19 protein-coding genes are annotated in these 24,369 nt (G+C 71.7%); 10 read left to right on the plus strand and 9 right to left on the minus strand.

Annotation, left to right across the window (positions count from 1 at the left end):
- Positions 1-66 precede the first annotated feature (66 nt).
- A complete protein-coding gene (locus tag U8525_RS25085) occupies positions 67-1,077 on the plus strand; it encodes an aldo/keto reductase (RefSeq protein ID WP_374268844.1) in 1,011 nt (336 codons plus the stop codon).
- 139 nt (positions 1,078-1,216) lie between these two features.
- Positions 1,217-3,265, plus strand: a complete 2,049-nt coding sequence (locus tag U8525_RS25090) for an ATP-binding protein (RefSeq protein WP_374268845.1) — start codon at positions 1,217-1,219, stop codon at positions 3,263-3,265.
- Here U8525_RS25090 and U8525_RS25095 read toward each other — a convergent pair whose 3' ends face one another.
- From U8525_RS25095 to U8525_RS25105, 3 genes are all read right to left on the minus strand, one after another.
- Entirely contained in the window at positions 3,266-4,060 is a 795-nt protein-coding gene (locus U8525_RS25095; protein WP_374268846.1) for a radical SAM protein, read from the minus strand.
- Positions 4,061-4,111: 51 nt separating this feature from the next.
- Entirely contained in the window at positions 4,112-5,899 is a 1,788-nt protein-coding gene (locus U8525_RS25100; protein ID WP_374268847.1) for a DEAD/DEAH box helicase, read from the minus strand.
- A gap of 110 nt (positions 5,900-6,009) precedes the next feature.
- The gene (locus tag U8525_RS25105) at positions 6,010-7,938 is read right to left on the minus strand and encodes an ATP-dependent DNA helicase RecQ (protein WP_374268848.1); all 1,929 of its coding nucleotides are present in this window, start codon (positions 7,936-7,938) and stop codon (positions 6,010-6,012) included.
- 133 nt (positions 7,939-8,071) lie between these two features.
- Here U8525_RS25105 and U8525_RS25110 point away from each other — a divergent pair, with 133 nt between their 5' ends.
- From U8525_RS25110 to U8525_RS25130, 5 genes are all read left to right on the plus strand, one after another.
- The gene (locus U8525_RS25110; RefSeq protein ID WP_374268849.1) at positions 8,072-9,559 is read left to right on the plus strand and encodes an asparagine synthase-related protein; all 1,488 of its coding nucleotides are present in this window, start codon (positions 8,072-8,074) and stop codon (positions 9,557-9,559) included.
- Positions 9,560-10,753: a glycosyltransferase gene (locus U8525_RS25115; RefSeq protein WP_374268850.1), complete on the plus strand. Its 1,194-nt coding sequence runs from the start codon at positions 9,560-9,562 to the stop codon at positions 10,751-10,753.
- Entirely contained in the window at positions 10,750-11,613 is an 864-nt protein-coding gene (locus U8525_RS25120) for an ROK family protein (protein ID WP_374268851.1), read from the plus strand. The genes U8525_RS25115 and U8525_RS25120 overlap by 4 nt, the downstream gene beginning before the upstream one ends.
- Before the next feature lie 107 nt (positions 11,614-11,720).
- A complete protein-coding gene (locus U8525_RS25125) occupies positions 11,721-12,611 on the plus strand; it encodes a S1C family serine protease (protein ID WP_374268852.1) in 891 nt (296 codons plus the stop codon).
- A 12-nt stretch (positions 12,612-12,623) separates the two neighbouring features.
- Complete coding sequence (locus U8525_RS25130) at positions 12,624-13,538, plus strand: S1C family serine protease (RefSeq protein WP_374268853.1); 915 nt, start codon at positions 12,624-12,626, stop codon at positions 13,536-13,538.
- Positions 13,539-13,773: 235 nt separating this feature from the next.
- Here the strand turns inward: U8525_RS25130 and U8525_RS25135 are convergent, their stop codons facing one another.
- Complete coding sequence (locus tag U8525_RS25135; RefSeq protein ID WP_374268854.1) at positions 13,774-14,010, minus strand: hypothetical protein; 237 nt, start codon at positions 14,008-14,010, stop codon at positions 13,774-13,776.
- Between the two features lie 160 nt (positions 14,011-14,170).
- Between U8525_RS25135 and U8525_RS25140 the strand changes: the two genes are divergently transcribed.
- Complete coding sequence (locus U8525_RS25140) at positions 14,171-15,151, plus strand: oxygenase MpaB family protein (protein ID WP_374268855.1); 981 nt, start codon at positions 14,171-14,173, stop codon at positions 15,149-15,151.
- Positions 15,152-15,209: 58 nt separating this feature from the next.
- Here the strand turns inward: U8525_RS25140 and U8525_RS25145 are convergent, their stop codons facing one another.
- From U8525_RS25145 to U8525_RS25160, 4 genes are all read right to left on the minus strand, one after another.
- Positions 15,210-15,797: a redoxin domain-containing protein gene (locus U8525_RS25145; protein ID WP_374268856.1), complete on the minus strand. Its 588-nt coding sequence runs from the start codon at positions 15,795-15,797 to the stop codon at positions 15,210-15,212.
- Positions 15,798-15,861: 64 nt separating this feature from the next.
- Entirely contained in the window at positions 15,862-18,192 is a 2,331-nt protein-coding gene (locus U8525_RS25150) for a protein-disulfide reductase DsbD family protein (protein ID WP_374268857.1), read from the minus strand.
- 183 nt (positions 18,193-18,375) lie between these two features.
- On the minus strand, positions 18,376-19,719 hold the full coding sequence (locus U8525_RS25155; RefSeq protein ID WP_374268858.1) for a VWA domain-containing protein: 1,344 nt from the start codon (positions 19,717-19,719) through the stop codon (positions 18,376-18,378).
- A 506-nt stretch (positions 19,720-20,225) separates the two neighbouring features.
- Positions 20,226-20,390 (minus strand): hypothetical protein, encoded by a 165-nt coding sequence (locus tag U8525_RS25160; protein WP_374268859.1) that lies wholly within the window; start codon positions 20,388-20,390, stop codon positions 20,226-20,228.
- Between the two features lie 456 nt (positions 20,391-20,846).
- On the opposite strand from U8525_RS25160, the gene U8525_RS25165 reads away from it, so the two are divergent.
- Positions 20,847-23,057, plus strand: coding sequence for a (Fe-S)-binding protein (locus U8525_RS25165; protein ID WP_374268860.1), 2,211 nt, complete (start codon positions 20,847-20,849; stop codon positions 23,055-23,057).
- An 88-nt stretch (positions 23,058-23,145) separates the two neighbouring features.
- Here the strand turns inward: U8525_RS25165 and U8525_RS25170 are convergent, their stop codons facing one another.
- A complete protein-coding gene (locus U8525_RS25170; protein WP_374268861.1) occupies positions 23,146-23,634 on the minus strand; it encodes an ankyrin repeat domain-containing protein in 489 nt (162 codons plus the stop codon).
- Between the two features lie 271 nt (positions 23,635-23,905).
- Between U8525_RS25170 and U8525_RS25175 the strand changes: the two genes are divergently transcribed.
- Positions 23,906-24,361 carry a DUF3592 domain-containing protein gene (locus U8525_RS25175; RefSeq protein ID WP_374268862.1) on the plus strand — a complete coding sequence of 152 codons (456 nt, stop codon included), beginning with the start codon at positions 23,906-23,908 and terminating at the stop codon, positions 24,359-24,361.
- Positions 24,362-24,369 lie beyond the last annotated feature (8 nt).

Below are 24,369 nucleotides of genomic sequence, written 5' to 3' on the forward strand. Positions count from 1 at the left end.
TTGCCCTGGATTCCCGCGCCTCGCGTGAAGATTCTTCATGGGGAAGCGCACCCGCACGGAGGACACATGGAGACTCGGAAGCTGGGCAGGCAGGGCCTCACCGTTTCAGCGCTGGGCCTGGGCTGCATGGGGATGTCGGACTTCTACGCGGGCCGCGATGACGCGGAGTCGGAGGCCACGCTGCTCCACGCGCTGGACCGGGGCATCACCTTCTTCGACACGGCGGACGCCTATGGCCCCGGCCGCAACGAGGAGCTGGTGGGCCGCGTGCTGGGGCCGCACCGCCAGCGCATCGTCCTGGCCACGAAGTTCGGCCTCGTGCGCGACCCCGCGAACCCCCAGTCGCGCGGCGTCAACGGCAGCCCCGAGTACGTGAGGCAGGCGTGCGACGCGAGCCTGAAGCGCCTGGGCATGGACGTCATCGACCTGTACTACCTGCACCGGGTGGATCCGAAGACGCCCATCGAGGACACGGTGGGCGCGATGGCGGACCTGGTGAAGGCCGGCAAGGTGCGCTTCCTGGGGCTGTCGGAGGCGAACTCGGAGACGCTGCGCCGCGCGTGCGCCGTGCACCCCATCACCGCGCTCCAGTCGGAGTACTCGCTGTGGAGCCGCGACCCGGAGGACGGCGTCCTCCAGACGTGCCGCGAGCTGGGCGTGGGCTTCGTCCCCTACAGCCCGCTGGGCCGCGGCTTCCTCACCGGCCAGTTCAAGCGCTTCGAGGACCTGCCGGAGGACGACTACCGCCGCCACTCGCCCCGCTTCCAGGGGGAGAACTTCCAGCGCAACCTGAAGCTGGTGGAGCACATCGACCGGCTGGCGACGCAGAAGGGGTGCACGCCCGCGCAGCTCGCGCTCGCCTGGGTGCTGGCGCGCGGCGAGGACGTGGTCCCCATCCCCGGCACCAAGCGCCGCAAGTACCTGGACGACAACCTGGGCGCGCTGGACGTGAAGCTCCGCCAGGAGGACCTGGCGGACATCGAGGCCATCGCGCCGCCGGGGGTGGCCGCGGGCGAGCGCTACCCCACCGCCATGCAGGGCTTCCTCCAGGCGGACCGGCGGAAGGAGACACGCTGACGGCCGTCCGCCGGCCCGTCCGCCCCGCGCGTCCATGAACGCCTCCGCTCCGTCCGCCCCGCCGCATCCACCGGCGCCGCCTCCTCCCGCGTCTCCGGGCACGCCTCCGGTGCTCCGGAGGGAAGAGGGCTCCGCGTGGGTGCGCTACGCGCTGGCGGTGGTGAGCGTGGGGGTGGCCTTCGTCCTCCAGCGGGCCCTCTGGCCCGTGATGACCAGCACCCCGTACCTGGCCTTCTTCGCCGCCGTCGTGTTCTCCAGCTGGCGGGGAGGCTGGGGGCCGGGGATGGTGTCCACCGGGCTGTCGCTGGTCCTGGTGCAGTACTTCTTCCTCCAGCCCCTGGAGGCATGGCGGCTGGAGCCGGACACCGGCGCCCCGCTGCTGTTCTTCCTCGCGCTGTCGCTGTTCGCGACGACGCTGAACGTGCGCCTGCGCCGGGCCAACGCGGAGCGCGCGGACCTGCTGGCGCGCGAGCGCTCCTCCCGCGCCGCCGCCGAGTACGAGCGCGCGCGCATGCACGAGCTGTTCATGCACGCCCCCGCGCACCTGGCCATCTTCCGCGGCCCGCAGCACGTCTTCGAGCTGTCCAACCCCCTCCACTCCGCGCTGCTGGGCAACCCGGCGCGGCTGCTGGGGCTGCCCGCGCGCGAGGTGGGGCCGAAGGAGGAGGCGGAGCGCGTGGCCCGCATCCTCGACCACGTCTACACGACGGGAGAGCCCTTCGTGGGCCGGGAGGTGCACCTCAAGCTGCCGCAGCCGGACGGCTCCCTCCGCGACTACATCTTCGACGCCACGTACACGCCCACGCACGACACGCGCGGGCAGGTGGACGGCATCGCGGGCTTCGGCTTCGACGTGACGGACCTGGTGCACGCCCGCGCGCGGGCGGAGCGGCTGGCGCGCGAGCTGTCGCACAACGAGGAGCACCTGCGCATCCTCGCGGGGGCCAGCTCCTTCCTGGCCACGTCGCTGGACTACCAGGCCACGGTGCGCAACGTGGTGCGCCTGGCGGTGCCCACGCTGGCGGACTGGTGCCTCATCGACTCGGCGCTGGAGGACGGCTCCTTCCAGCGCATGGAGGTGGAGCACGCGGACACGGAGCCGGAGGCGCTCGCGGAGGCGCTGCGGATCCGCACGACGTACGTGTCGGGCATCCCCCAGCTGGCCGGCCGGGCCCCGCTGTTCCACGGCCAGCCCTTCTTCATCGAGGACTTCACCGACGACCTCCTCCCGCAGCTCACGAACGACCCGGCGCGCGTCGCGCTGCTCCGGAAGCTGCGCGTCCGTTCACTGGTGGTGGTGCCGCTGGTGGCGGGGGAGCACTCGCTGGGGCTGCTCAGCTTCGTCACCACGCACCGCTCCGGGCGCAGCTACACGGCCGCGGACCTGCCCTTCCTCCAGGAGCTGGCCAACCGCGCCGCGCTCTCCATGGAGAACGCGAGGCTGTACCGCGAGGCGCGCGAGGCGGTGCGCCTGCGCGACGAGTTCCTGTCCATCGCGAGCCACGAGCTGAAGACGCCGCTCACGCCGCTGAACCTCAAGCTCCAGGCGCTGCGGCGCGAGCTGGACCGCAACCCGGGCCCGGTGCCGCGCGAGGTGGTGGAGCGCTACCTGGACGTGGGCTCGCGGCAGCTGAAGAAGCTGGCGGAGCTGGTGAACGACCTGCTGGACGTGTCGCGCATCGCGGCCGGGCGGCTGTCGCTGGAGTGCGCGCCCGTGGACCTGGTGGAGCTGGTGCGCGACGTGGTGACCGCCTACGAGGGCCCCGCCGCGCGCTCCGGCTCCGCGCTCCAGTTGGAGGCCGCGGAGGCCGTGATGACGGGCCTGTGGGACCGGCCGCGCCTGGAGCAGGTGGTGGTGAACCTGGTGGACAACGCCATCAAGTACGGCCAGGGGCGCCCCATCCAGGTCCGCCTGGAGGTGCGCGACGGCAAGGCGGCGATGACGGTGCGGGACCAGGGCATCGGCATCTCGGAGGAGTCGCTGCCGCGCCTCTTCGGCCGCTTCGAGCGCGCGGTGAGCGACCGGCACTACGGCGGCCTGGGCCTGGGCCTCTACATCACCCGCACGCTGGTGCAGGCCATGGGCGGCACGGTGCGCGTGGAGAGCCTCCTGGGCCAAGGCTCCGTCTTCACCGTGGAGCTGCCCCTGGCCGCGCCATCCGCAAAGGCCGGGGACCCGGCGCCTTGATCAGGACGCGGCGCGAGCGCGCGGCAATTGCGCGTGGGGCTCCCAGGGGCCGCTGGACCCCAGACAGTGGCGGCAGGTGGCGAGCGGCACGTCCCGCTCCAGGTAGGCCAGCAGGCGCGTGAGCAGGTCCGGATCATCGAGCGGCACGCCGTCGCGTTCGACGAGCGCGGGCAGGTGCGGGTGCTCCGCGGCGAGGACGGTGGCGACGTGGGGCGGCCGGGTGCAGGTGTAGAAGCGGCCCTGGTGGACCAGGTGACAGCGCTGCTTGAGCCAGCACTTCGCGAAGACGTCGCGCACCTCCGCGTCGGACGCGAGCGGCGCGTCCGGGGTGATGCGCTGGAAGCGGTCGATGGCCTTCACCGTGAGGTGGACGCCGTGCCGGTCGCAGCGCTCGGTGATGCGGGCGATGGAGCGCTCGGGCAGGGGCGCGGACGTGTAGAACGACAGGGTCATCCGGTCGAGCCGCTCGTACACGGCGTCGGGGGCGCTCTGGGCGAGGAAGCCGTTGGTGGTGACGGACACCTGCTCGGTGAGCCCGGAGGCGCGCACCACGTCCAGCACGGCGGGCAGGTCCGGGTGGAGGAAGGGCTCGCCGCCAGTGAGCTTGAAGACGTTGGGCTTGAGCACGCGCGACAGCCGGCGCAGGTCCTCGGCGAGCGCCTGGGGGGACACGGCCCACGCGGGCAGGTGCGGCGACAGGGGACAGCACTGCGCGCAGCGCAGGTTGCAGTGCGTGGTGACGTGCGTCTCCAGGGACCAGGTGAGGACGCGGCTGTCGTGAAGCTCGTAGCGCACGGGGCGGGAGTCTACCCCTGATCTTCCACGCAGGTTCGAAGCAGCGTGTCCTCAGCTCGCGGTCAGGACGAGCTGCTCCATCGCACGGGTCATGGCCACGTAGAGCAGGCGAGCTTCCTCCCTGGCATCGGGCCGCTCGGGTGCCGGTCGCTTGAGGCGTGGAATGGCGACGACGGGGAACTCCAGCCCCTTGCTGGAGTGGAACGTCAGGACCTTCACGCTGGCTTCGGAGGACTTGAAGGCGGATTGGCCAGCGCCTTTGCCCACCCATTGCAGCGGAATACCCAGGTGGGTCAGCTGCCGGACGGCGCGCTGGCCGATGTCCGCGCTCCGATAGAGCAGCGCCATCTCATTCCAGGCGTGGCCTTCCGCGTGGAGCTGCTGGAAGCGCCCCGCGATGTAGCGCAGCTCCTCATGCAGGCTCGGCAGCTCGACGATCGTCGGCACAGGTCCACGGCGTCCCGCGGATTGGGGTTGGACGAGCGGAACGCCATCTTCGTCCGCGTCGCTGGGCGTCAGGACCTCTCGCGCGAAGTCGGCGGCGAACCGGAGGATGTCCGCGGTGTTGCGGTAGTTCAGCCGCAGGATGGTGGTACGGCCCTGGGCCTGGATGCCCACGCTCCGAAAGCTGAACCGCCGATGCGGGTAGATGGACTGGGCGTCGTCGTAGAGCAGCAGGAGCGAGTTCGTCCCCGGGTCCACCATCTGCGAGATGAGCTTGAACCACTCCGGCTGGAAGTCATGGCCCTCGTCGATGAGCACCGCCCCGTATTGTGCCCGGGGGATGAGGCCGCGATCCACGGCGGCGATGACGCGTTGAACGAGCTGCTCGGCGAACTCACCGGACGACAGCCCCGGCGGCGGGAGCCCCGCATGGAAATGGCGGAGTTGAGCGTGGCACCAGGCATGGAATGTCTGGATGACCACCTGCCCTGACAGTCCCTGGGCTCGCAGCATCTGCTCCAGCCAGCCATAGAGCGGCTTCCCGAAGCAGAGGACCAGGATGGGGCGATGAAGCGTCCGGGCCAGTTGCAGGCAGCGATAGCCCAGAATCATCGTCTTGCCGGAGCCCGCCACCCCGTGGATGACGCGATGTCCCTCCCCCAGGCTGCGAGCCAGCTGCTCCTGTTGGAGGTCCATGATGCGGATGAGGTCCGGAACCGAAAGCTCCAGCTCCGCCTGGACTGGCGCGGAGCGGGCGAGCGGGCCCGTGCCAATCCGCAGCTCGGGGAAGACGTGCCAGCGGATCCGGTCCAACTGAGGCAATGAGAGGGGTTGCGTGGGCGACCACGGGAACATGTCCCAGAGCCGCTGCTGGAAGCCCTCAGGGTCGGCGTCCTCCGCCATCTCATCCCGGCAGATGACATGAGCGGGGGGCAGCACCTTCCCCAGCTGTCCATCGTCGAACTGCTTCCGGGTGATGTTCGAGAGCACGACCCCGTAGCTCCAGGGCAGGAGCAGTCGCCCCCGATGCGGGCCTTCGGCCCCCACGAGCAGCGGGTCGCGCTGGAGCAGCGTCGCGATCTCCTGGGCATAGAGGCGGGCCTGCTCGAAGGGGTTGGCCACCTCCTTGAGGCCCGCCTGCGTCATCAGGACCGCGCGCGTCTTGTCGATGCTCCGGAGGGTGTCGCGCTTCCAGTCCTTCACCTCGAGGACGAGCAGCCCCCGGCGAGGGTGCAGGATGATGAAGTCCGGGTGGTGCCCCGTCCCCCCGATGGGGACGTCGTACCAGAGCAGGTAGTCGTCCTCGAGCTTCTCCTCCAACCGGCGGGCAAACCGCTTCTCCCCGGCCTGCATCCGCGAGAGGCATTGGTTGAGGGAGGGAATCAGCGTCGCCATGAGTCAGCCTACCGTCCTGTCCCTATCAATGTGTAGACGTCTCCAGGGCGCAGGGTCGAACCTCCCTGCCCGTTTCTCACCGGCCCTGATGACCGCGATCCGCTGAACGTTCACGGGGCTTCACAGAACGCCAGCACCTGGGCGAATGGGTACTCGGCCAGGACGCCGAAGAGCTTGTGCCCACCGAGCTTCACCTTGGAGAGCGCGGGGCTGCTCAGGCCACAGAGGAAGCGGGCCGCCTGCCGGGGATGCCCCAGCGCCTCCGGGTGCTTCGCCACGAGCGACCGGAACGTGGCCACGTCCAGTTGCGCCCGCAGCTCCGGCCGGGGGCGCGGCGGTGGCAGCACGCGCGCCACGCCCGTGCGGCACCAGGTGCAGTGACCGCAGGGGGCTTCGCGCCGCTCGCCGAAGTGGGCCACCAGCGCGTTGCTCTGACAGCCGTCGTGCATGACGAGCCGGAGGACGTCGCGCACCCGTGACACCTCCTGGGCCTCGCGCTTCTGGAAGCGCTCCTGCAGCAGGGCCACGAGCGCCTCCGCGTCCTCGCGCTCGCGCAGCCGCGTGTAGCGCTGGCGCGGCTCGGCCACCTGCACCTCCGCGTAGCCCTGCTCCTGGAAGTAGTCGAGCGCCTTCACCACCCGGTCTCGCGGCTGGCCCAGCGCCTGCGCGACCTCGGAGGGCTCGAACGTGTACCAGGTGCGCCCCTTCTTCGCGTGCGCGAACAGGTCCTTCACGAAGCGGGCGCGCTCGCCCTGGAACCGCCCCGCGAGCGCCTCCACCGAGTCCGCCAGCCGCACCTTGTAGCCCGCGTAGTACGGCGTGCCCTGGCGCAGCACGCCCTCCAGCTCCAGGTAGGTCAGCGCCGTGCGCAACACCAGGGGCCGCAGGTCGTGGCGGTTTCCCAGCGCGTACAGGTCCAGGTGCAGCTCGGGCCCCGAGGACAGCAGCTCCTTCACCAGCGCCGTCAGCGCCTCTGGCAGCGGCGTGTCCCCGAGCGCGAAGTTCTCCAGCGTGGGCACGTCGTCCGGGCACGCGAGCAGCTCCACGACGGACGGCGCTCCGTCGCGGCCCGCGCGGCCGATCTCCTGGCTGTAGCTCTCCAGGCCCTTGGGCAGGTTGTAGTGATACACGGCGCGCACGTCCGCCTTGTCGATGCCCATCCCGAACGCGATGGTCGCCACGACGATGCCCTTCGCGGAGCGGGTCCATGCCTCCTGCACCCGCTCGCGCTCCTCGGCTTCGAGCCCCGCGTGGTAGGCGCTCGCGGACAAGCCCTCCGCGCGCAGCAGCTCCGCCACGCGCTCCGCCGTCTTCTGCAACGTGACGTAGACGATGGTGGGGCCGGGCGGCCGCGCCTTGAGCCGCTCCACCAGCAGGGCGTCCCGCGCCTCCGGGCCCGTGGGCGTGGTCTCCAGCGTGAGGTTGTTCCGGTAGAAGCCGGTGACGACCGCGTGCGACTCCGGGATGCCGAAGCCCTCGCAGATGTCGTGCACCACCTGCGGCGTGGCCGTGGCGGTGAGCGCCAGGATGCGCTCCGCCCGGAGCGTGCGCGCCGCCTGCGCGAGCTTGAGGTAGTCCGGCCGGAAGTTGTGGCCCCACTCGGAGACACAGTGTGCTTCGTCCACCGCGAAGAGCGAGATGGGCAGCTCGCGCAGGAGCCCCATGAAGCGCTCGTTGTTGAAGCGCTCCGGAGCCACGTACAGGAGCTTCAGCGTCCCGTCGCGCAGGGCCTGCGTCACCTCGCGGGCCTCCTCCAGCGACAGGGAGGAGTCCAGCCGCGCGGCGCGGATGCCCCGCCGCGCCAGCGCGTCGATCTGATCCTTCATCAACGCGATGAGCGGTGACACCACCACCGTGAGCCCTTCGAGGAGCAGCGCGGGGAGCTGGTAGCACAGCGACTTGCCCCCGCCCGTGGGGAACACCGCGAGCGCGGAGCCGTGGGGCTGGAGCAGCGCCGTGAGCACCTCGCGCTGTCCGGGCCGGAAGGACTCCAGTCCGAAGCGCTCCCGCAGCACGACCTCCACTGCCTCCTCCCGCATGTCCCGCCCTCCCCTGCTCGTGTGAAGCGAAGCGCCTTCCGGGAGGATATTCCACCCGCCGCCGTCACGGGCCGTCACCGTCACCCCGCTTCCCCCTGATACGGCGGGCCAAGGCCCCTATGATGCGGCCCGCATGCCGACCCGCGATCCCAAGGTGTCGCCTTCTGGAAGGGCTCCCGCGCGCGGCCTGTCTCCTCGGGCGGTGAGCGACCTGCTGCTCCATGCCCGTGCGTCCAACGCGGGGCTGCGCATCGACGTGGCGCTCCCCCGTGTCGTCCGGGAGGTGGAGGCACGGGACGAGGAAGGGCTCGCGGCGCGGCTCCTGGCGGCCTGGTCCGACACCGTGCGGGCGCATGTGGAGGCAGGCGCGCACGAGGTGAGCCTGAGCGGCGGCGTGGACAGCGCGGCCCTGTGCGCGATGGCCGCGCGGCACGCCCCCGGGAAGGTACGCGCGTGGACGATGGACGTGCACTTCGCGGACGCGGTGGAGCGGAGCAACGCGCGGCGGATGGCGAAGGTGACGGGCGCGGAGCTGGTGGACGTGCTCATCCCGGACGCCGTGCTCCCGGACCTGTTCGAGCACGCGGTCCTCGCCAACCAGACCGTCATCCTCAACGCCCGGGCCGTGGCCAGCGCTGTGTTCTATCTGGAGGCCCGGCGGCAGGGCGCGGGCCCCGTCCTCCTGAGCGGCGCGGGGGCGGATGAAGTGCTGCGAGGCACCCCCGGCGCCATTCCTTCCGCGAAGGCCCGCGTGGACGAGGACCGGGCCCTGGCCGCGCAGGTCCTGGCGGCTGTGGATAACCCGTGGACGCCGCTCCAGGCCGGCTCGCGCGATCATGCGCCCCTCCCCCGCGAGGCACCGGGGGCTGTGGACAAGTCAGACAGCCCTCGGGACGGGGCCCCGCGGCGCGATCAGGAATCAAAGCCATCCACGCCTCCCTCCACGGGAGCGCTGTCCTCGGACGGCCGTGGTGCCGATCAAGCCAGGGACCCTCGCGGAGCCCCCCCGGCTGTGGACAACTTGAGGACTGTCTCCGAGGGCGAAGACAGCGATCACGCCCCGAGCGCCCCCCCTGTGGACAACCTGGGGACCGGGCTCGCCGCGCCGTGGGAGCTGCCCTCGGAGGATGCGCTCCCCACCGAGGAGCTGCGTTACGCCAGGTGGGTGCTGACGGAGCTCATCCTCCCGCCCGAGCTGCGAGGCGCCCGGGCCCATGGGCTCACGGTCCGCACGCCGTATCTGGATGAAGGCTTCGCGCGCGTGGCGCTGGCCCTGCCGGAGTCCGTGCTGCTGCGGGAGGGGTTCGGCAAGTGGCTGTTCCGGCACGCGGTGCGGTCGCTGGTGCCGGAGGAGGTCCGCCTCGCGCGCAAGACGCCCCGGTATGGGCACACCGCGCTCTCCAGTCCAGTGCGGGCGCGCTGGCTGGAGCTGTATCGCGCCTGGCTGTCTCCCGCGCGGCTGGGGCCCCTCCAGGTCATCGACTCGCGGGCGGTGCTGGGATTGCTGGAGCGCTACACCCGCCTGTCGCCAGACGACCCGAGGGCCGATCCGATGGATCGCCTGTTGATGCGCCTCGTGTCCCTGGCCATGCTCCAGGCTCACACCGAGGCGCCCTCCTGAATGTCCCGAGTCCTCATCGCCACCTCTCCTGAAAAGGGTCACCTCAACCCGATGGTCGGCGTGGCCCAATGGCTGCGCCGCCTGGGGCACACCGTCGGCTGGCTGTGCATCCCCGAGCCCGCGCCGCAGCTCGAGTCCCTGGGCGTGGAGGTGCTGCGCCTGCCGCACGTCGAAGCCGCGCCACCGGGCATCGAGACCGGAGGCGAGGCGCTGGCGAAGCTGGTGCTCGATGACGTGGCGCTGGGGAGGTGGATCCGGGGCCTGCTCCTGGATTCGGTCCCCGCGATGCTGGAGCCTGTACGAGCGGTGGTGCGCGCCTTCCGTCCGGAGGTGATGGCCTTGGACGGGATGCAGTACGCGGCGGTGCTCGCGGCGCACACGGAGGGCATCCCCTGGGCGGGCGTGTCCTCCGCGCTCACGCTGCTGGAGCCGCGGCCGGAGATTGCCCTGCTGCGCAACGTGGGGGCGCTGAAGGAAGACCGTCAGGCCCTGTTCCGCCGTCACGGCTTCGACGCGCGCTTCCGCACCTGCGAGTGCCTGTCGCCAAGGCTCAACGTCATCTTCGCCACCGAGGCGTTCCTGGGCCCGGACGCGGGAGTGCCCCCGCACACGCTGCTCGTGGGTCCCTCCGTTCCGCCCGAACGCCGGGGCGACGAGGTGCCCTTCCCCTGGGAGCGCCTGGGAAGAAAGCCCGTGCTGTACGTGTCCTTCGGCAGCCAGATTTCGTATCAGCCGGAGCTGTTCCGCCTCATCGCGGAGGCCGCGAAGCCCTTCGACGTGACGCTGGTGCTGTGCGCGGGCGAGCTGGCGGACACGGACTTCCCGGGCACGCTGCCCGGTGACGTGGTGGCGGTGCGCTACACGCCCCAGCGTCAGGTACTCGAGCGCGCGGCGGCGTTCATCTCCCACGGCGGCGCCAACTCCGTGATGGAGGCGATGACGGCGGGCGTGCCCATGCTGCTGCTGCCGGTGTGCAACGACCAGCCCGTGCAGGCGCACTTCCTGGAGAAGGCTGGCGCCGGGCTCGCGAGGGACCCGAGGACGCTCACGGTGGAGGCGTGCCGCGAGGCCATCGCGCGACTGCTCGCGCCGGAGTCCCCCATGCGCGACCGCGTGGCGGAGATCTCCCGCTCCTACCGCGCGCAGGACGGCGCGAGGACCGCCGCCGAACGCATCGCCGGGCTGGTGACATGAGCCGCTCGAAGTGGAGCCCCCGCCGGCACCGCCCCGAGGGAGTCACCTCGCTGGAGGTGTGGAACCTGCCCGTGTTCGGCCGCGAGCTGTGGGAGGTGCTGGGCTCGCCGTGGGTGGAGGACGACCGGCGCGCGGGCGTTCCCGGCGCCACGCTCTCGGCCCGGGTGATGCTCCCGCTGGCGGAGGCGCTCTTCCTGCTGGCGAAGCAGCACGCGCCGGACGCGGCGTACCTGAGCGGAGGGCTGGCGGAGCTGGACGGCTTTCCCGCGGCGGTGAGGGAGGCCACGGCGGCGCTGCGCTGCCCGGTGCACATCGCGCTGTCACCACGCTTCGCGCCCGTGCGCGCGGGGCTGCGCATGCTGGAGGCGAAGGGCGCGCGGAGTCCCCTCTGCGTGGACGTGGGGCAGACGAGCCTCAAGCTCGCGCGGCCCGGCGCCACGCGCGTCGTCGAGCGCGACCTCGCGACCCTGCCTCCGCTGTTCATCGGTCAGCCGCGCCCCGCGGACGGCCATCACGTCCGGGACACGGTGGCGTTCATCGCGGGAGCGCTGCGCACGTTCCTCGCGGAGGGCACGGGCGAGCCTCCGGACGCGCTGTGTCTGGCATTGCCGTGTCCCCTGGATGAGCGCCTGCTGCCCGGAGGTTGCACCTACGGCTTCGAGGGCGCGGCGTCCCTGGTCCAGGACATCCTCGCCCACGCGGGCCTGCCGGACGAGGGAGGGCCGGTGCTCGTGCTCAACGACGCGGAGCTGGCGGCCGAGTCCGCGCGGCGGGCGCCGCAGGTGAAGGGACGCCGCGTGCTGTGCCTGTCCCTGGGCTTTGGCCCGGGCGGCGCCCTGCTCGAAAAACCAGGGCCCTGACCGGATGGAGGGGCGACCTGCCCGAAGGGCTGGGTCGCCGTCCTGCCCGGTCCGCCGATGTGGCGCGACTTCGAGCCCTTTAGCTTCTGGCTCGAAAGGAACACGCCATGTCCACCGACGCCCTCCAATCCCTCTCACAGTCCATCTCCACCGTCGTCGAGCGCATCGCGCCCTCCCTCGTCCGCGTCGAGGCCCGCCGCCGCCGGGGCGCCAGCGGCGTCGTCTGGGATGCCGACGGCCACATCCTCACCACCAGCCACGCCGTCGAACACGAGGGCTCCATCCAGGTGGGGCTCGCGGACGGCCGCTCGGTGTCCGCCGAGCTCGTGGGCCGCGACCCGAGCACCGACCTCGCGCTCCTCAAGGCCGACGCCAGCGGGCTCCCGGCGCTCGCGCCCGCGCCGCTCGATGACGTGAAGGTCGGCAATATCGTGCTGGCCCTCGGCCGGCCGGGGCGCACGGCGCGGGCCACGCTGGGCATCGTCAGCGCGTTCGGTGGCGACTGGCGCACGCACGCGGGCGGACAGGTGGACCGCTACCTGGAGACCGACGCGGACCTGCCTCCGGGCTTCTCCGGCGGCGCGCTGGTGGACGCGCAGGGCCGCTTCCTGGGCATCCCCACGGCGGCCTTCTCGCGCACCGCTGCGGTCGTCCTCCCCGGCGGCACGCTGACGCGCGTGGCGAGCTCGCTGCGCGAGCACGGCGGCGTCCGCCGCGGCTACCTGGGCGTGGGCGCCTACCCGGTGCGCCTGCCGCGGGAGCTCGAGGGCGCGAAGGCGGGCCTCATCCTGCTCTCCGTGGATCCGGACGGCCCCGCGCAGAAGGCAGGGCTGCTGATGGGCGACGTGCTGGTGAGCCTGGGCGGCCAGACGCTGCGCGGCGTGGAGGACCTGCTGGGCTACCTGGGCGACGACAAGGTGGGCACGTCCGTCCCGGCGAAGGTGTTGCGCGCGGGCGAGCTGCGCGAGGTGCCCATCACCGTGGGCAAGCGTTCTTGAAAGGAGCCGGCGATGAACCTGTTGCAGCAGCTCTCGGATGACCTGGAGGGGCTCGTGGCCGGCGCGGCTCCAGCGGTGGTGGGCGTGGAGCACGCGCGAGGCCACGGCACCGGCCTGTTCCTCACGCCGGACGGCTACGTGCTCACCAACCGGCACGTGGTGATGCGCACGCCCAGGCGCCTCACCGTGCAGCTCCACGGCGGCGAGGAGCGCCGGGGCACGCTGGTGGGCGCGGACGCCCCCACGGACCTCGCGGTGGTGCGCGCGGAGGGGGACGGCTTCCCCACGCTGCCGCTCGCGGCTCCGGAGACGGTGCGGGTGGGTCAGTTGGTGATGGCCATCGGCAATCCCTTCCGGCTGGAGCAGTCCGTTTCATTGGGCGTGGTGAGCGCCATCAACCGCTCCATCACGCTGCCCGACGGCGTCATCCTGGAGGGGATGCTCCAGACGGACGCGGCCATCAACCCAGGCAACTCGGGCGGGCCGCTGCTCGACACGCGTGGGCGGGTGGTGGGGCTCAACACGCTGGTGCTGCCGTTCGCGCAGGGCATCGGCTTCGCGGTGAGCGCCACCACGGCGGCCTGGGTCGCGAGCCTGCTCATCCAGCGCGGCCGGGTGGACCGGAAGTTCCTGGGCATCGCCGCCACGGCGGTGAACCTGGAGCCCGCGCTCGCGAAGGACACCGGCCAACCTCGCGCCGTGCGCGTGCTGAAGGTGCAGGAGGGCACGCCCGCGGACGACGCGGGCCTCCAGCCGGACGACCTGCTGCTCGGCATCAACAACCGGCCGGTCAACAGCGTGGATGACCTGCAACGGCTGATGGCGCTCGCCAGCGAGGAGGAGGTCCACCTGGACGTGCTGCGCAAGGGCCGCCGCCGGGAGGTCTCCGCCCGGGCCCGCCGCCGCCGTGAGCCGGTGGCGGCGTGAGGCTTCGCGGCGCCGGTGCCACGTGTGCACGAGCCCGCGTGGAGCCGGGCGCCCGCGATGGTCGTCATGTCCCTGCCCGGTGGGCTCGAATGGCACGCACACGGCTGAGACTCATGGACACGTCAGCATCAGGCCCATGCCATCGACCACGAACACGCCCTTGCCCCAGCCGCGCAGGGTCCCTGGCGGCACTCCAAGTCTTCAGAGGCCCCATCCCGCGCGCGGCGGGCAACGGCTACCGCTCGCCGTCGTCGCTGAGCGGCGGCGCTTCCCTCGCGGGCTCCGTACCCTTCTGCGCGCCGTAGCCGCCAAGGCCCTTCTGGAGGATGCGATCCTCGCCCACGTCCTCGTCCGTCACGTCGCCCCGCTCGGTGTCTGGACGCTGGTGCCGGGCCTCCCGCTCCAGCTCCTCCGCGCTGTGGGTATCCGTGCGCTCGGGCCCCTTCACCGGCGGCCCCTTGTTGCTGGCCATGGTCGCGTCTCCTGTCTGGATGTCCTGCGCCTCAAGACAAGGTCCGGCGCACTGTCGCCTCGGACAAGGTCTTCCGCCGGCCAGCCCTTCAAGGCCACGGCGTGCCGTCATGGAGCGGGCTAGCATCCCGCGCCGTCTCGCTTCCCGGAGCCGCCCCGCCATGACCGACCCGGCCTATCCCCCCGAGGCGTCCGTCGCCTCGGGCTGCCCCTTCAGCGGCGCGGGGAACCCTCGCGCGGCCCACGTGCCCGGCCCCGTCTACCGCAAGCCCTTCTGGCGAGCGCGACTGCCGGAGGTGAGCCGGGAGATCGCCGCCCTGGACGCACGGCGCGACTGCCAGCGCATCGTGCACCTGCTGACCAACTACGAGTTCCCCTTCGACATCGTGCGGTCCACGGAGATCGCCCTCTTCCACACCTACGGCAGCCGCTCCGTCTCCCGCCTGCTGGACCGCACGGGCGAGTTCAACAAGCGCGGCCAGAAGCGCTACGACGACACGCGGCTGCTCATCGCGCGGTTCATGGAGTGCGGTTGGGAGGGAGAGGATGGGCGCCGTTCGCTGGAGCAGATGAATCACATCCATTCCTTCTTCCGCATCCCGAACGAGGACTTCCTCTTCGTGTTGTGGACGTTCATCGACTTCCCCATCCAGTGGATGAACGACTTCGGCTGGCGCCCCTTCACCGCGCACGAGCAAGAGGCCTGGTTCCATTACTGGTGCGAGGTCGGCCGCCGCATGGGCCTGAAGGACATCCCCGAGGACAAGGCCGCCTACGACGCCTTCATCCGCGACTACGAGGCCCGCGAGTTCGTGCCCAACGAAGCCAGCCACCGCGTGGCCCGATCCACGGTGGACATCCTCGCCGGCTGGGTGCCAGGGCCGCTGCGTCCGCTGGTGGCGCCCATCAGCCTCAGCCTGGTGCCACCGCGCCTGCTACCCGCCATCCAGTTCGAGGCCCCACCCGCCTGGGTCGGCGGCCTGGTCCGTGGAGCGCTCAAGCTGCGCAAGCGCGTCAAACGCCACGTCTCGCTGGAGCGCTACCCCTCCACCCTGGAGACGACACGCAACCGCACCTACCCCGGCAACACCTACCGAATCGAAGGCCTGGGCCCCGACTACGCCCACCGCGACGCGGAATGAAGAGGCCCGCGTCCCTTCGCAGGGACACGGGCCTTGAACTTCACGACGTGACCGTCGCTCAGCTCTTGTACTTCACGGAGCAGCCATACGGCTCGGAGGTCGGGGTCGCCACCTGCTTGCCGTTGAGCAGCGAGTCCACCGCCGTCTGCACGTAGTTCACCTTGTTGGCTTCCTTGCCGCGCGGGTCGTTGTCGATGGCGCCCGCGTAGCGGACCACGCCCTCACCGTCGATGACGTACATGTGCGGCGTCGTCTTCGCCGCGTAGCTCTTGCCCACCGCGCCGTCCGTGTCGAGCAGCACCGGCTGGCTGAAGCCCTCCTTCTTCTTCCACTCGGCGGCGCTCTTCGCGTTGTGCGTGGAGGACGAGTCCACCGTCAACCACACCACCTTCTTCGCGTCGAAGCCCTTCTGCGTGTTCTGCATCGTCTTGGCCTCGTAGTGCCGCTTCACGAACGGGCACTCCGGGTTCGTCCACTCGAGCACCACCACCTTGCCCTTGTACTCGGACAGCGAGTGGGCCTTGCCCGCCTCGTCCTTCAGCGTGAACGCCGGAGCGGGCTTGCCCACCTCCGCGGTGTCCGCGGCGAAGACGGGAGCGGACACGAAGGCCGCGGTGAGAGCGAGTGCCTTGAAGACCTGCTTCATGAAGGAACCTCCAATGAGTTGAACGCCGCGCAACGAACAGCCCAACCGCCACTTCACTCCCGGCTCAAGGCCGGGCACACACCACCGAGCCACCCTTCAACGGCGACCCGCACTCCGCCGCGCGCTGCACCGCCTGGATGACGCTGTCCGCGGTGAGCAGCTCGTTGAGGACCTCCGGCCTGTCCGGCGCGCCCGGGCTCAACACCAGGTACATGGGCACGCCCGCGCGGCCATGCTCCGCCAGCTTCGCGGTGATGCGCGCGTCCCGCCGCGTCCAGTCCGCCACGAAGAAGGCCACGTTGTGCTTCAGGAACGCCTGCCGCACGTCGTCGCGCGACAGCACCGTGCGCTCGTTGAACTTGCACGTGAGGCACCAGTCCGCCGTGAAGTCCACGAACACCGGCTGCCCCGCCGCCAGCGCCGCCGACACCGCGGCCTCATCCCACGCCTGCGCCCCGCCGTGCGACGACGCCACCGCGCCGCGCGCATCCATGGACGCCTGCGCCTCCTCGAAGCGCAGCGCCACCGCCCCCGAGCCCACCAGCACCAGCGCCGCCAGCGCCAGCGTCACGCCCCGGCGCCCGCCCTCCAGCCCCTGCGACTGGCCGTACAGCCACGTGCCCAGGCCCACCGCGATGAGGAACGCCAGCAGCCGCGCCATGCCGTCCACGCCGGCCAGCCCGCCCATCACCCACACCAGCCACACCGTCGTGCCCAGCAGCGCGAAGCCCAGGAACTGCTTGCCGCGCTCCATCCACATGCCCGGCTTGGGCAGCCGCTTCGCCAGCCCCGGCACCAGCACCAGCAGACAGAAGGGCAGCGCCAGCCCCAGCCCCAGCGCCACGAACACCGCCACCACCGTGGCCGGGCCCGCCGCGAACGCGAAACCCACCGCCGTGCCCAGCAGCGGCGCCGAGCACGGCGTGGCCAGCACCACCGCGAGCACACCCTCGCCCGCGCTGCGCATCAGGCCGTGGCTCTGGTCCACCTTGCCCGCCAGCGCCGTGCCGTCCGCGCCCAGCGTGTAGACCCCGAAGAGGTTGAGCGCGAACGCCACCAGCACCGCGCTCACGCCCGCCACGAACAGCGGCTCCTGGAACTGGAAGCCCCAGCCCACGCTGGCGCCACCCGCGCGCACCGCCAGCACCGCGCCCGCGAGCAGCAGCATCGTCGCCAGGATGCCGCCCGCGTACGCCGCCGCGTGCGGCGCCACCTTGCCCTTCTCCTCCTGCACCATCCGCGTGAAGCCGTACGCCTTGAGCGCCAGCACCGGGAACACGCACGGCATCAGGTTGAGCAGCGCGCCGCCCAGGAACGCGAACACCAGCGCGAGCCCCAGGCCCAGGGGCGACTCGCCCGCCACCGGAGGCGCCGCCGCGGGCTGCACCTTGCCCACCGCGTCCTTCACCGACGGCACCTTCAAGGGCGCCGCGCCCGCCACCGGAGGCGCGGCCCCGGCCGCCGCCACCACCGGCGCGAGCGCCGTGTCCACGTCCACCGCCGTGTAGCCCTGGGCCTGCGTGCCCAGGCGCAGCGCGCCCGTGAGCCGGGGCTCGCCCTTGGGCACCACCGACGACGCCTGGCCCTTCAGCGCGTACGTCCCCGGCGCCGTCTGCGTCAGCGCCACGCTGTCCACGCCCGCGATGCGGCCGGGCACGAAGAAGTCCCCCTCCACGCCCCCCGCGAACGGCTTGCCGTCCGCCCCCGTCACGGTGAGCGTGCCGGTGAAGGGCTGGCCCGCCGTCAGCGTCGCGCCGTCCAGCTTGAGGGCCACGCGCGGCGCGCCCTCCGCGCCCACCGGCGCCGGCACCTGGGCCTGCGCGGCGTCGAACCGCGGCGCGAACTCCGGGTCCAACACCGTCTCCGGCCCCACCGGCAGCGTGCGCGTCAGCACCAGCTGCGCGGGGATGCAGTGCACCTTGCACGCGAGCGCGTCCACCGCCGCCGACACGTTCAGCGTGCCGCTGGCGTTCTCCGACACGCGCGCGGGCGCGAACAGCAGCACCTCGTCGTGGTAGCCGTGCGTGGTGATGAAGCCATCCGGCGTGCGGAACGTGCTGGGGAAGGGCCAGCGCAGCTCCCCCACCGTGACGCCCGGCACGTCCCACGACACCTCCGTGGCCAAGCCGGAGTCCCCCGGGTTCTTCCAGTAGACGTGCCACTCCGGGTCCAGCTTCAGGCGCACGCCCACGCGGAAGTCGCCGCCCGCCTTCACCTGCGTGGCGTCCAGGAGCAGCGCGCCCTCCAGGCGCGGGTCGCCCTCGTCCGGCGCGGTGCTGCCCACGGCGGTGGCGGGCAGCGCGGCGGCCTGGGCCCACGCCGCCAACAGCAACGCGCCCACCGCCCCCAGCCCACCGAGCCGGCTTCCAGACCTCTTGCTCCACGGATGCGTCATGCGACTCCCGTTAATCCACCTGGAAACGCCGTGCTACCTGGGATGCGTCCCCGCGGGATGCACTCAACCTTCCAGGCGGCCGGGCATTCCGCATGCCCGCACGCCCGACGTCGGGGGTCACCCCCGGCCCCGCGCAGTCCCTCTACGCTCGAAGCCCCCGGAGGGTGACTTTCGGGGGGGGCCCTACGACTCGCCGCCGCCCGTCTTCCAGGGCAGGTGCCCGCCGCTGTCCAGGGTCACGGCCTGCGGCGGCGCGCCCCCGTTCGCCGCGGCGGGCAGGGCCGCCCGGGCAGGAGCCGGGGCCGGAGCGGCGAGCGCCGGCCCGATGCGGCTCATGGTGATGCGCGACACCTCCGACTGGGCCCGGCGCACCCCCAGGGCGGACGGCTGGGCGGCCCGGCGCTCCACCGCCCGGCGCAGGTCCGCCAGACGGTCCACGTGCCGCTGCGCGGGCACCTCCGCGGAGCCCAGGCGCGCCAGCTTGTAGAGCCCCTTGTCCGCGCCCTCGAGCGCCCGCTCGGCCGCGTCCTGCTGACGGCGGGAGAGCGCCTTCCAGGCAGCGGCCTCATGGGAGACCAGCTCCAGCTCCGCGGACACCGCGCGCACGAAGCGGCCCTCGTCACTGTCCGGCAACAGGCGCGTCACCGGCACGGACAGCCGCCGGGTGTCGCCGTTCTCCGTGTACGAGGCGGTGACGGTGAGGTTCCAGTCGCCCTTCTCCAGCACGCCCGCGAAGAGGACGCGGCGCGGGAACGCGTGCGACACCGCCCCCAGCGCGGCGCTCATCGCGTCCCCCTCCACGCGCGACGGGTAGCGGTGCCGGCAGCGCAGGTCCGCGAAGCCCGTGGGCAGCACGTACACGCGCGCGTCCGACACCACCTCGCCGAACAGCTCCGCGCCCAGCGCGCCCACCGCCAGCGGCAGCCCCTCCGCGTCGTCCACGTGGGTGAAGCCCGTGCCGGACGGCGCCGTGAGGGCCTCCAGGATCTCCGGCAGGTAGTGCTTGCCCAGCCCCAGCGCGTGCAGGGCCACGCCGGAGTCGTGCACCCGCTGGCCCAGCACCTTGAACTCGCCCAGCGCGGTGGGGCCCACGGAGGGCTCGCCGTCCGTGAGCATGAGCAGCTGCGGCCGGGCGCCCGGCACCAGCACGCGCCGCACGGCCTCCGCGCCGTGCTCCACGGCCTCGTGCAGCGCGGTGCCCTCGCCGGAGTCCAGGCGGGACAGCAGCTTCAGGAAGGCCGCCTTCGCGCCCGGCTCCATGGCGCGCACGGGCAGCACCTGCTCCGCGTCCGCGTCGAAGGTGAGCAGGCCGACGTAGTCCTTGGGGCCCGCCCGCTCCACCAGCGCTCGCGCCGCCTCCACCGCCGCCGCCAGCGGCGCGCCCCGCATGGACGCGCTCCGGTCGATGACCAGGTTCACCGCCACCGGGGCCCGAGGCGTCTCCGCTTCGGCTTCCAGGGTCACCAGCAGCAGCACTTCGCGGCCGCCTTCCGCGTCGCGCTCCACTGCCCAGGCCATCTGCTTCATCCGCGCTCCCGCATGGTGGGTGGGCCCATCCTGCCTGCCAATCCTGTCACGACGACGCCCTGGAGCCCCGGAACGCCCCTGTGCACGGGCCCGCGTCCGTCTCCCAGAAGGTCCTGTCGCGTATGCCAGGAAGGATGTCGGGTTTCCGGTCGTGAAAGCAACGTGTCCCGCCCGACCGGGGCCTCCCCCACTCACGGCCCGTCCACGCCCGGCGATCACCCCGCGCTCCGGCGCCGCCACACCCCTCCGCGCGCCCCGCCTCACCCACAAGCACCTGCTTTTCCGCAGGGACACCCAGTGTTTACGAATTTACTTCCTTGAGGTCCGACACCGGTCAACCGGGGGACCCGCGTCCGGAGGCTCGACCCGGCCCACGGCGGGGAGCGTCACGGCGTCCAGCGCACCGCATCAGCGTCCGGGAGTGCAAATCCCAGGACCTGTCCGACTGTCCGACAGGCTCGCCAGCGAAGGCCCCCGCGCAGGCCACGGGCCGCGGGGGCGGGGCCTCACTCCACCACGCTCCAGCCACCCCAGGCCTCCTCGGGCAGGTGGCCCCAGCGCCGGTCCTCGGTGGGCTCCAGCGGCTGCACCGCCCGTCCGGACTCGCCCTCGGCCGTCAGCTCCAGGTCGTCCCGCCCCTCGTCCAGGTACGTGCTCTCGTCGTGGCTCATGTCCGGCTCCTCGGCGCTCCGTTCACGGGGTGTGCGGCCCTTGACGGCTCGCGTCCCCTTGGACGCCCTGCGTCGGCCAACCGGGCCCGCCCCATGCGGGTCCCTTTACAAGTTCATCTTGACCGATTTACGGACATGGTGAGCCCCTACCCCTGTTTTGTAAAGCCCTCGGGGCAGCCAAGTTCCTGTGAGCTCCAGCGCGGCATGCCCGGCCGCCTGCCTTCCGGCATGACAGGCAGGGGGCGTTCGCGTGCGGGAACGGCGGGGTCAGCGAGGCAGAGCGCCCCTGCCCTGGAGGGCGGCCCGGACGCGGTGGAGAAAACGCTGCGGGACAGGGCCTCGGAACGGCGCTTGATTCGCGAATCACCCCTGCTAGGGTTGACTGACACTCCAGAATTGCCGCGTCGCAGCAACCCGGCGTTGCCGTCGTGCGGCCCCAGAGGGTCTCGAGGTTCCATGAACCCCATCATCACCGGCCTGCTGCTGGCAGGCTTCATCTCCATCTTCGTCATCACGATGTCCGGCCGCGTGGGCGTGCTGCTCGCGATGAAGAAGGAGAACCGGCTGGACCACATCCCCTACCGCGTGGCGCAGCTGGTGCGCTTCGGGTTGGGCCAGAAGCGCATGGTGGATCCGGAGGAGTTCACGCCGGGCCTGTTCCACATCTTCATCTACGCGGCGTTCATGGTGCTGGCGCTGCGCACCGTCATGCTGTTCGTGATGGGCTTCTCGTCCACCGCGCTGGACGTGCTCACCGACCTCTCCCACCCGGCGTGGGACGCCGCGCCGCCGCTGCTCTTCCTCTACAAGGTCTACCTGCTGGTGAAGGACGTCGTGGCCGGGCTGGCGCTGCTGGGCGTGGCGTTCTTCGTGTGGACGCGCTGGAAGGTGAAGCCGGACCGCATGTCCCAGTCCTGGGAGGCCTACCTCATCCTGGGCTTCATCGCGGCCCTGATGATCACCGAGTTCATGTTCGGCGGCAGCCACATGGTGGCCGCGCACGCCGCCGCGCAGCAGGTGCCGATGGGCGCCACGCAGGTGCCGGCGGCGCCGGCCGCGATGGTCTGGTGGGAGCCGCTCACCAGCCTGACCGGCCTGGCGATGATGCCCCTGGGCCACCCGGTCGCGCACGTGCTGGGCGTGGCGGGCTTCTTCATCCACCTGACCATCATCCTGGCGTTCCTGAACTTCCTGCCGCTGGGCAAGCACTTCCACATCATCACGGGCCTGCCCAACGTCTTCTTCCAGCGCACGCACTCCACCGGCAAGCTGCCCACGCCCAACCTGGAGAAGGAGGAGTTCGGCGCCGCCACGGTGAAGGACCTCACCTGGAAGAACGGCCTGGACCTGTACTCCTGTACCGAGTGCGGCCGGTGCCAGACGCACTGTCCCACGTACATCACGGGCAAGCCGCTCACGCACAAGGCCGTGAACCAGGACCTGAAGCACTGGATCTGGGACAACGAGCGCTGGGTGGAGGAGGGCTACGGCCCCAACGGCGTGAAGGAGCCCCTGCCGGAAATCGTGGGCACCGCGCTGAAGGCGGAGACGGTGTGGGCGTGCACGAGCTGCGGCTGGTGCGAGCAGGCCTGCCCGGTGTTCATCGAGAACGTCCCGCGCCTCATCGACATGCGCCGCTACCAGGTGCAGGTGAAGGCGGAGTTCCCGCCGGAGATCCAGCGCGTGTTCGAGGGCATGGAGCGCCAGGGCAACCCCTGGGGCCTGGGCCAGGACCGGCGCGACGAGTGGGCGGAGGACCTGGCGCTGCCCACCTGGGGTGACGGCGGCGAGTACGAGTACCTGTTCTTCGTGGGCTGCGCGGGCAGCTACGACGACAAGCAGAAGAAGGTGAGCCGCGCGCTGGTGAAGATCATGCGCGAGGCGGGCGTGTCCTTCGCGACGCTGTCCAAGCAGGAGATGTGCAACGGCGACTCCGCGCGCCGCATGGGCAACGAGTACCTGTACCAGACGCTGGCCAAGACGAACGTCGAGTCCTGGAACGCGATGGGCGTGAAGGCGGTCATCACGCAGTGCCCGCACTGCTTCAACACCATCAAGAACGAGTACCCGGAGTTCGGCGGCGAGTACCGCGTCATCAACCACACGCAGCTCATCAACGAGCTGCTCAAGGACAAGCGCATCAAGCTGTCCTCGGTGATGAACGCCGGGACGAAGCTGACCTACCACGACCCCTGCTACCTGGGCCGGCACAACGGCGTGTACGACGCGCCCCGCGAAGTGCTCCAGAGCATCCCGGGCCTGGAGGTGGTGGAGATGCAGCGCAGCAAGCGCGAGGGCTTCTGCTGCGGCGCCGGTGGCGGCCGGATGTGGATGGAGGAGCACATCGGCACGCGCATCAACCACAACCGCATGAACGAGGTGGCCCTCACGCTCAAGCACGCGGAGGACCCGAGCACGCCCTTCCCCGACGCCGCGGACAAGAAGAAGCCGGGCATGGTGGGCGACTACAAGGAGCCGGGCGGCAAGGGCATCGTCGCGGTGGCCTGCCCGTTCTGCTCCACGATGCTCAACGACGCGAAGAACGACACCGGCCGCGAGCAGATCCAGATCAAGGACATCACCGAGCTGGTGGCGGACTCGATGGAGGTCAGCAACAAGGGCGGCACGGTGGCGCCCAGCCCCGTGGTGAGCGCCAAGCCGGAGTAGCGCGAGCGCGCCTCCGGCTGTGACGAGGGCCCGGTGGCTCCCCGAAGCGGGAGCGGCCGGGCCCTTCGCCTTCTCCGGAGGTGGGCGACTACTTGCGGCCCTTGGGGGCGTTGCCCTCCGAGCGCAGCACGCGCTCCAGCCTCTTGGTGGCGCCGTCGTCGCCCAGCTTGCTCGTGACGTAGGCGCCGGCGGAGGCGAGCTTGCGGCGGAGGCCGCCGGGCGGGACCTCGGACGGGCGCGAGGGGCGCGAGGGGATTTCGTCGAGGCCCTGATTCTTGAGCAGCGTGCGCGCCATGTCCTTCTCGTCCGCGGTGGCGTGCGGGGCCAGGAGCGCGCAGACGTTGACGTGGCCGTAGGCGGCGGCGGAGACGTAGGGCGTCTCGCCCACGGCGTCCGGCAGCGAGGGGTCCGCGCCGGCCTCCAGCAGCACGCGCACCAGGTCGTCCCGGCCCGCGCGGGCGGCCACCATCAGCGGCGTGCGCCCTTCCACGTCGAAGGGGTTGGGGTCCGCGCCCGCGTCGAGCTGGGCGCTCAGGGCGGCGCGGTCACCCGCGGCGACGGCATCGAACAGGGACACGGTGCGTACCTCCGGCAGGACGCGCGGAGCATGGCGTTTCGGCGGACGCGACGCCAGGGAGGGCCCCGCACGCGGGCTCTACGGCGGGGCGCGGAGGGCATTGCCGTTTCGCGTCGCCGGGTGCCCGCTTAAGGGGCGGGCGGGAGGCACGGCGTGGCGCGCTTCGAGGTATCCCTCAGCTTCATGGGGCGGGTGGCGCCGCTGGCGAAGGCGGCGCCGGAGGCCCCCGGGTTGCCTCCGCGTCCCCGTCCCCGCCATCCTGAGCGCCGCCATGAATGACACGCTCCTCCTGCTCCTCATCGCGGTCTTCGTGGGCGTGCCCGTGTTGTTGTGGCGACTGCTCTTGAAGTACCGGGGCCTCACCGTGCGGCTGCGGCAGGAGGGCGTGCGCGTGCACGCCGAGGTCCAGAGCGTCACGAGGTATGCGCGCAGCCAACAGCGCCACGTCTTCTACGCCTTCGCCCTGCCGGACGGCTCGCGGATGTACGGCAACTTCCGGGGCGCGGCCGACGCCGGGGACTGGGAGCCGGGCTCCACCGTCGAGGTCGTCTACCTGGCGGACCTGCCGCACCACAACATGCGGGTGGGCGCCGGCGTCGAGCGGAGGGACGTCATCCGGGGGACCGTCCTCCTCGTGCTGGTGCTGTCCGTGGGCGTCCTCGGCGTCCTGAGCGCCCATTGGCTCATCGAGGACATCCGCCGGCAGGAACTGCGGCACTCGCCCTAGCCCGGGAG

The sequence above is a fragment of the Corallococcus sp. RDP092CA genome (assembly GCF_041903675.1).
In the GTDB taxonomy this organism is placed as follows: Bacteria; Myxococcota; Myxococcia; order Myxococcales; family Myxococcaceae; genus Corallococcus.

Coding starts and splice junctions, on each gene's coding strand:
- U8525_RS25140 (WP_374268855.1), top strand. CDS start 14,171: ATGACCGACCCGGCCTATCCCCCCGAGGCGTCCGTCGCCTCGGGCTGC.
- U8525_RS25165 (WP_374268860.1), top strand. CDS start 20,847: ATGAACCCCATCATCACCGGCCTGCTGCTGGCAGGCTTCATCTCCATC.
- U8525_RS25120 (WP_374268851.1), top strand. CDS start 10,750: ATGAGCCGCTCGAAGTGGAGCCCCCGCCGGCACCGCCCCGAGGGAGTC.
- U8525_RS25105 (WP_374268848.1), bottom strand. CDS start 7,938: ATGCGGGAGGAGGCAGTGGAGGTCGTGCTGCGGGAGCGCTTCGGACTG.
- U8525_RS25150 (WP_374268857.1), bottom strand. CDS start 18,192: ATGACGCATCCGTGGAGCAAGAGGTCTGGAAGCCGGCTCGGTGGGCTG.
- U8525_RS25115 (WP_374268850.1), top strand. CDS start 9,560: ATGTCCCGAGTCCTCATCGCCACCTCTCCTGAAAAGGGTCACCTCAAC.
- U8525_RS25160 (WP_374268859.1), bottom strand. CDS start 20,390: ATGAGCCACGACGAGAGCACGTACCTGGACGAGGGGCGGGACGACCTG.
- U8525_RS25135 (WP_374268854.1), bottom strand. CDS start 14,010: ATGGCCAGCAACAAGGGGCCGCCGGTGAAGGGGCCCGAGCGCACGGAT.
- U8525_RS25100 (WP_374268847.1), bottom strand. CDS start 5,899: ATGGCGACGCTGATTCCCTCCCTCAACCAATGCCTCTCGCGGATGCAG.
- U8525_RS25145 (WP_374268856.1), bottom strand. CDS start 15,797: ATGAAGCAGGTCTTCAAGGCACTCGCTCTCACCGCGGCCTTCGTGTCC.
- U8525_RS25110 (WP_374268849.1), top strand. CDS start 8,072: ATGCCGACCCGCGATCCCAAGGTGTCGCCTTCTGGAAGGGCTCCCGCG.
- U8525_RS25125 (WP_374268852.1), top strand. CDS start 11,721: ATGTCCACCGACGCCCTCCAATCCCTCTCACAGTCCATCTCCACCGTC.
- U8525_RS25175 (WP_374268862.1), top strand. CDS start 23,906: ATGAATGACACGCTCCTCCTGCTCCTCATCGCGGTCTTCGTGGGCGTG.
- U8525_RS25085 (WP_374268844.1), top strand. CDS start 67: ATGGAGACTCGGAAGCTGGGCAGGCAGGGCCTCACCGTTTCAGCGCTG.
- U8525_RS25130 (WP_374268853.1), top strand. CDS start 12,624: ATGAACCTGTTGCAGCAGCTCTCGGATGACCTGGAGGGGCTCGTGGCC.
- U8525_RS25155 (WP_374268858.1), bottom strand. CDS start 19,719: ATGAAGCAGATGGCCTGGGCAGTGGAGCGCGACGCGGAAGGCGGCCGC.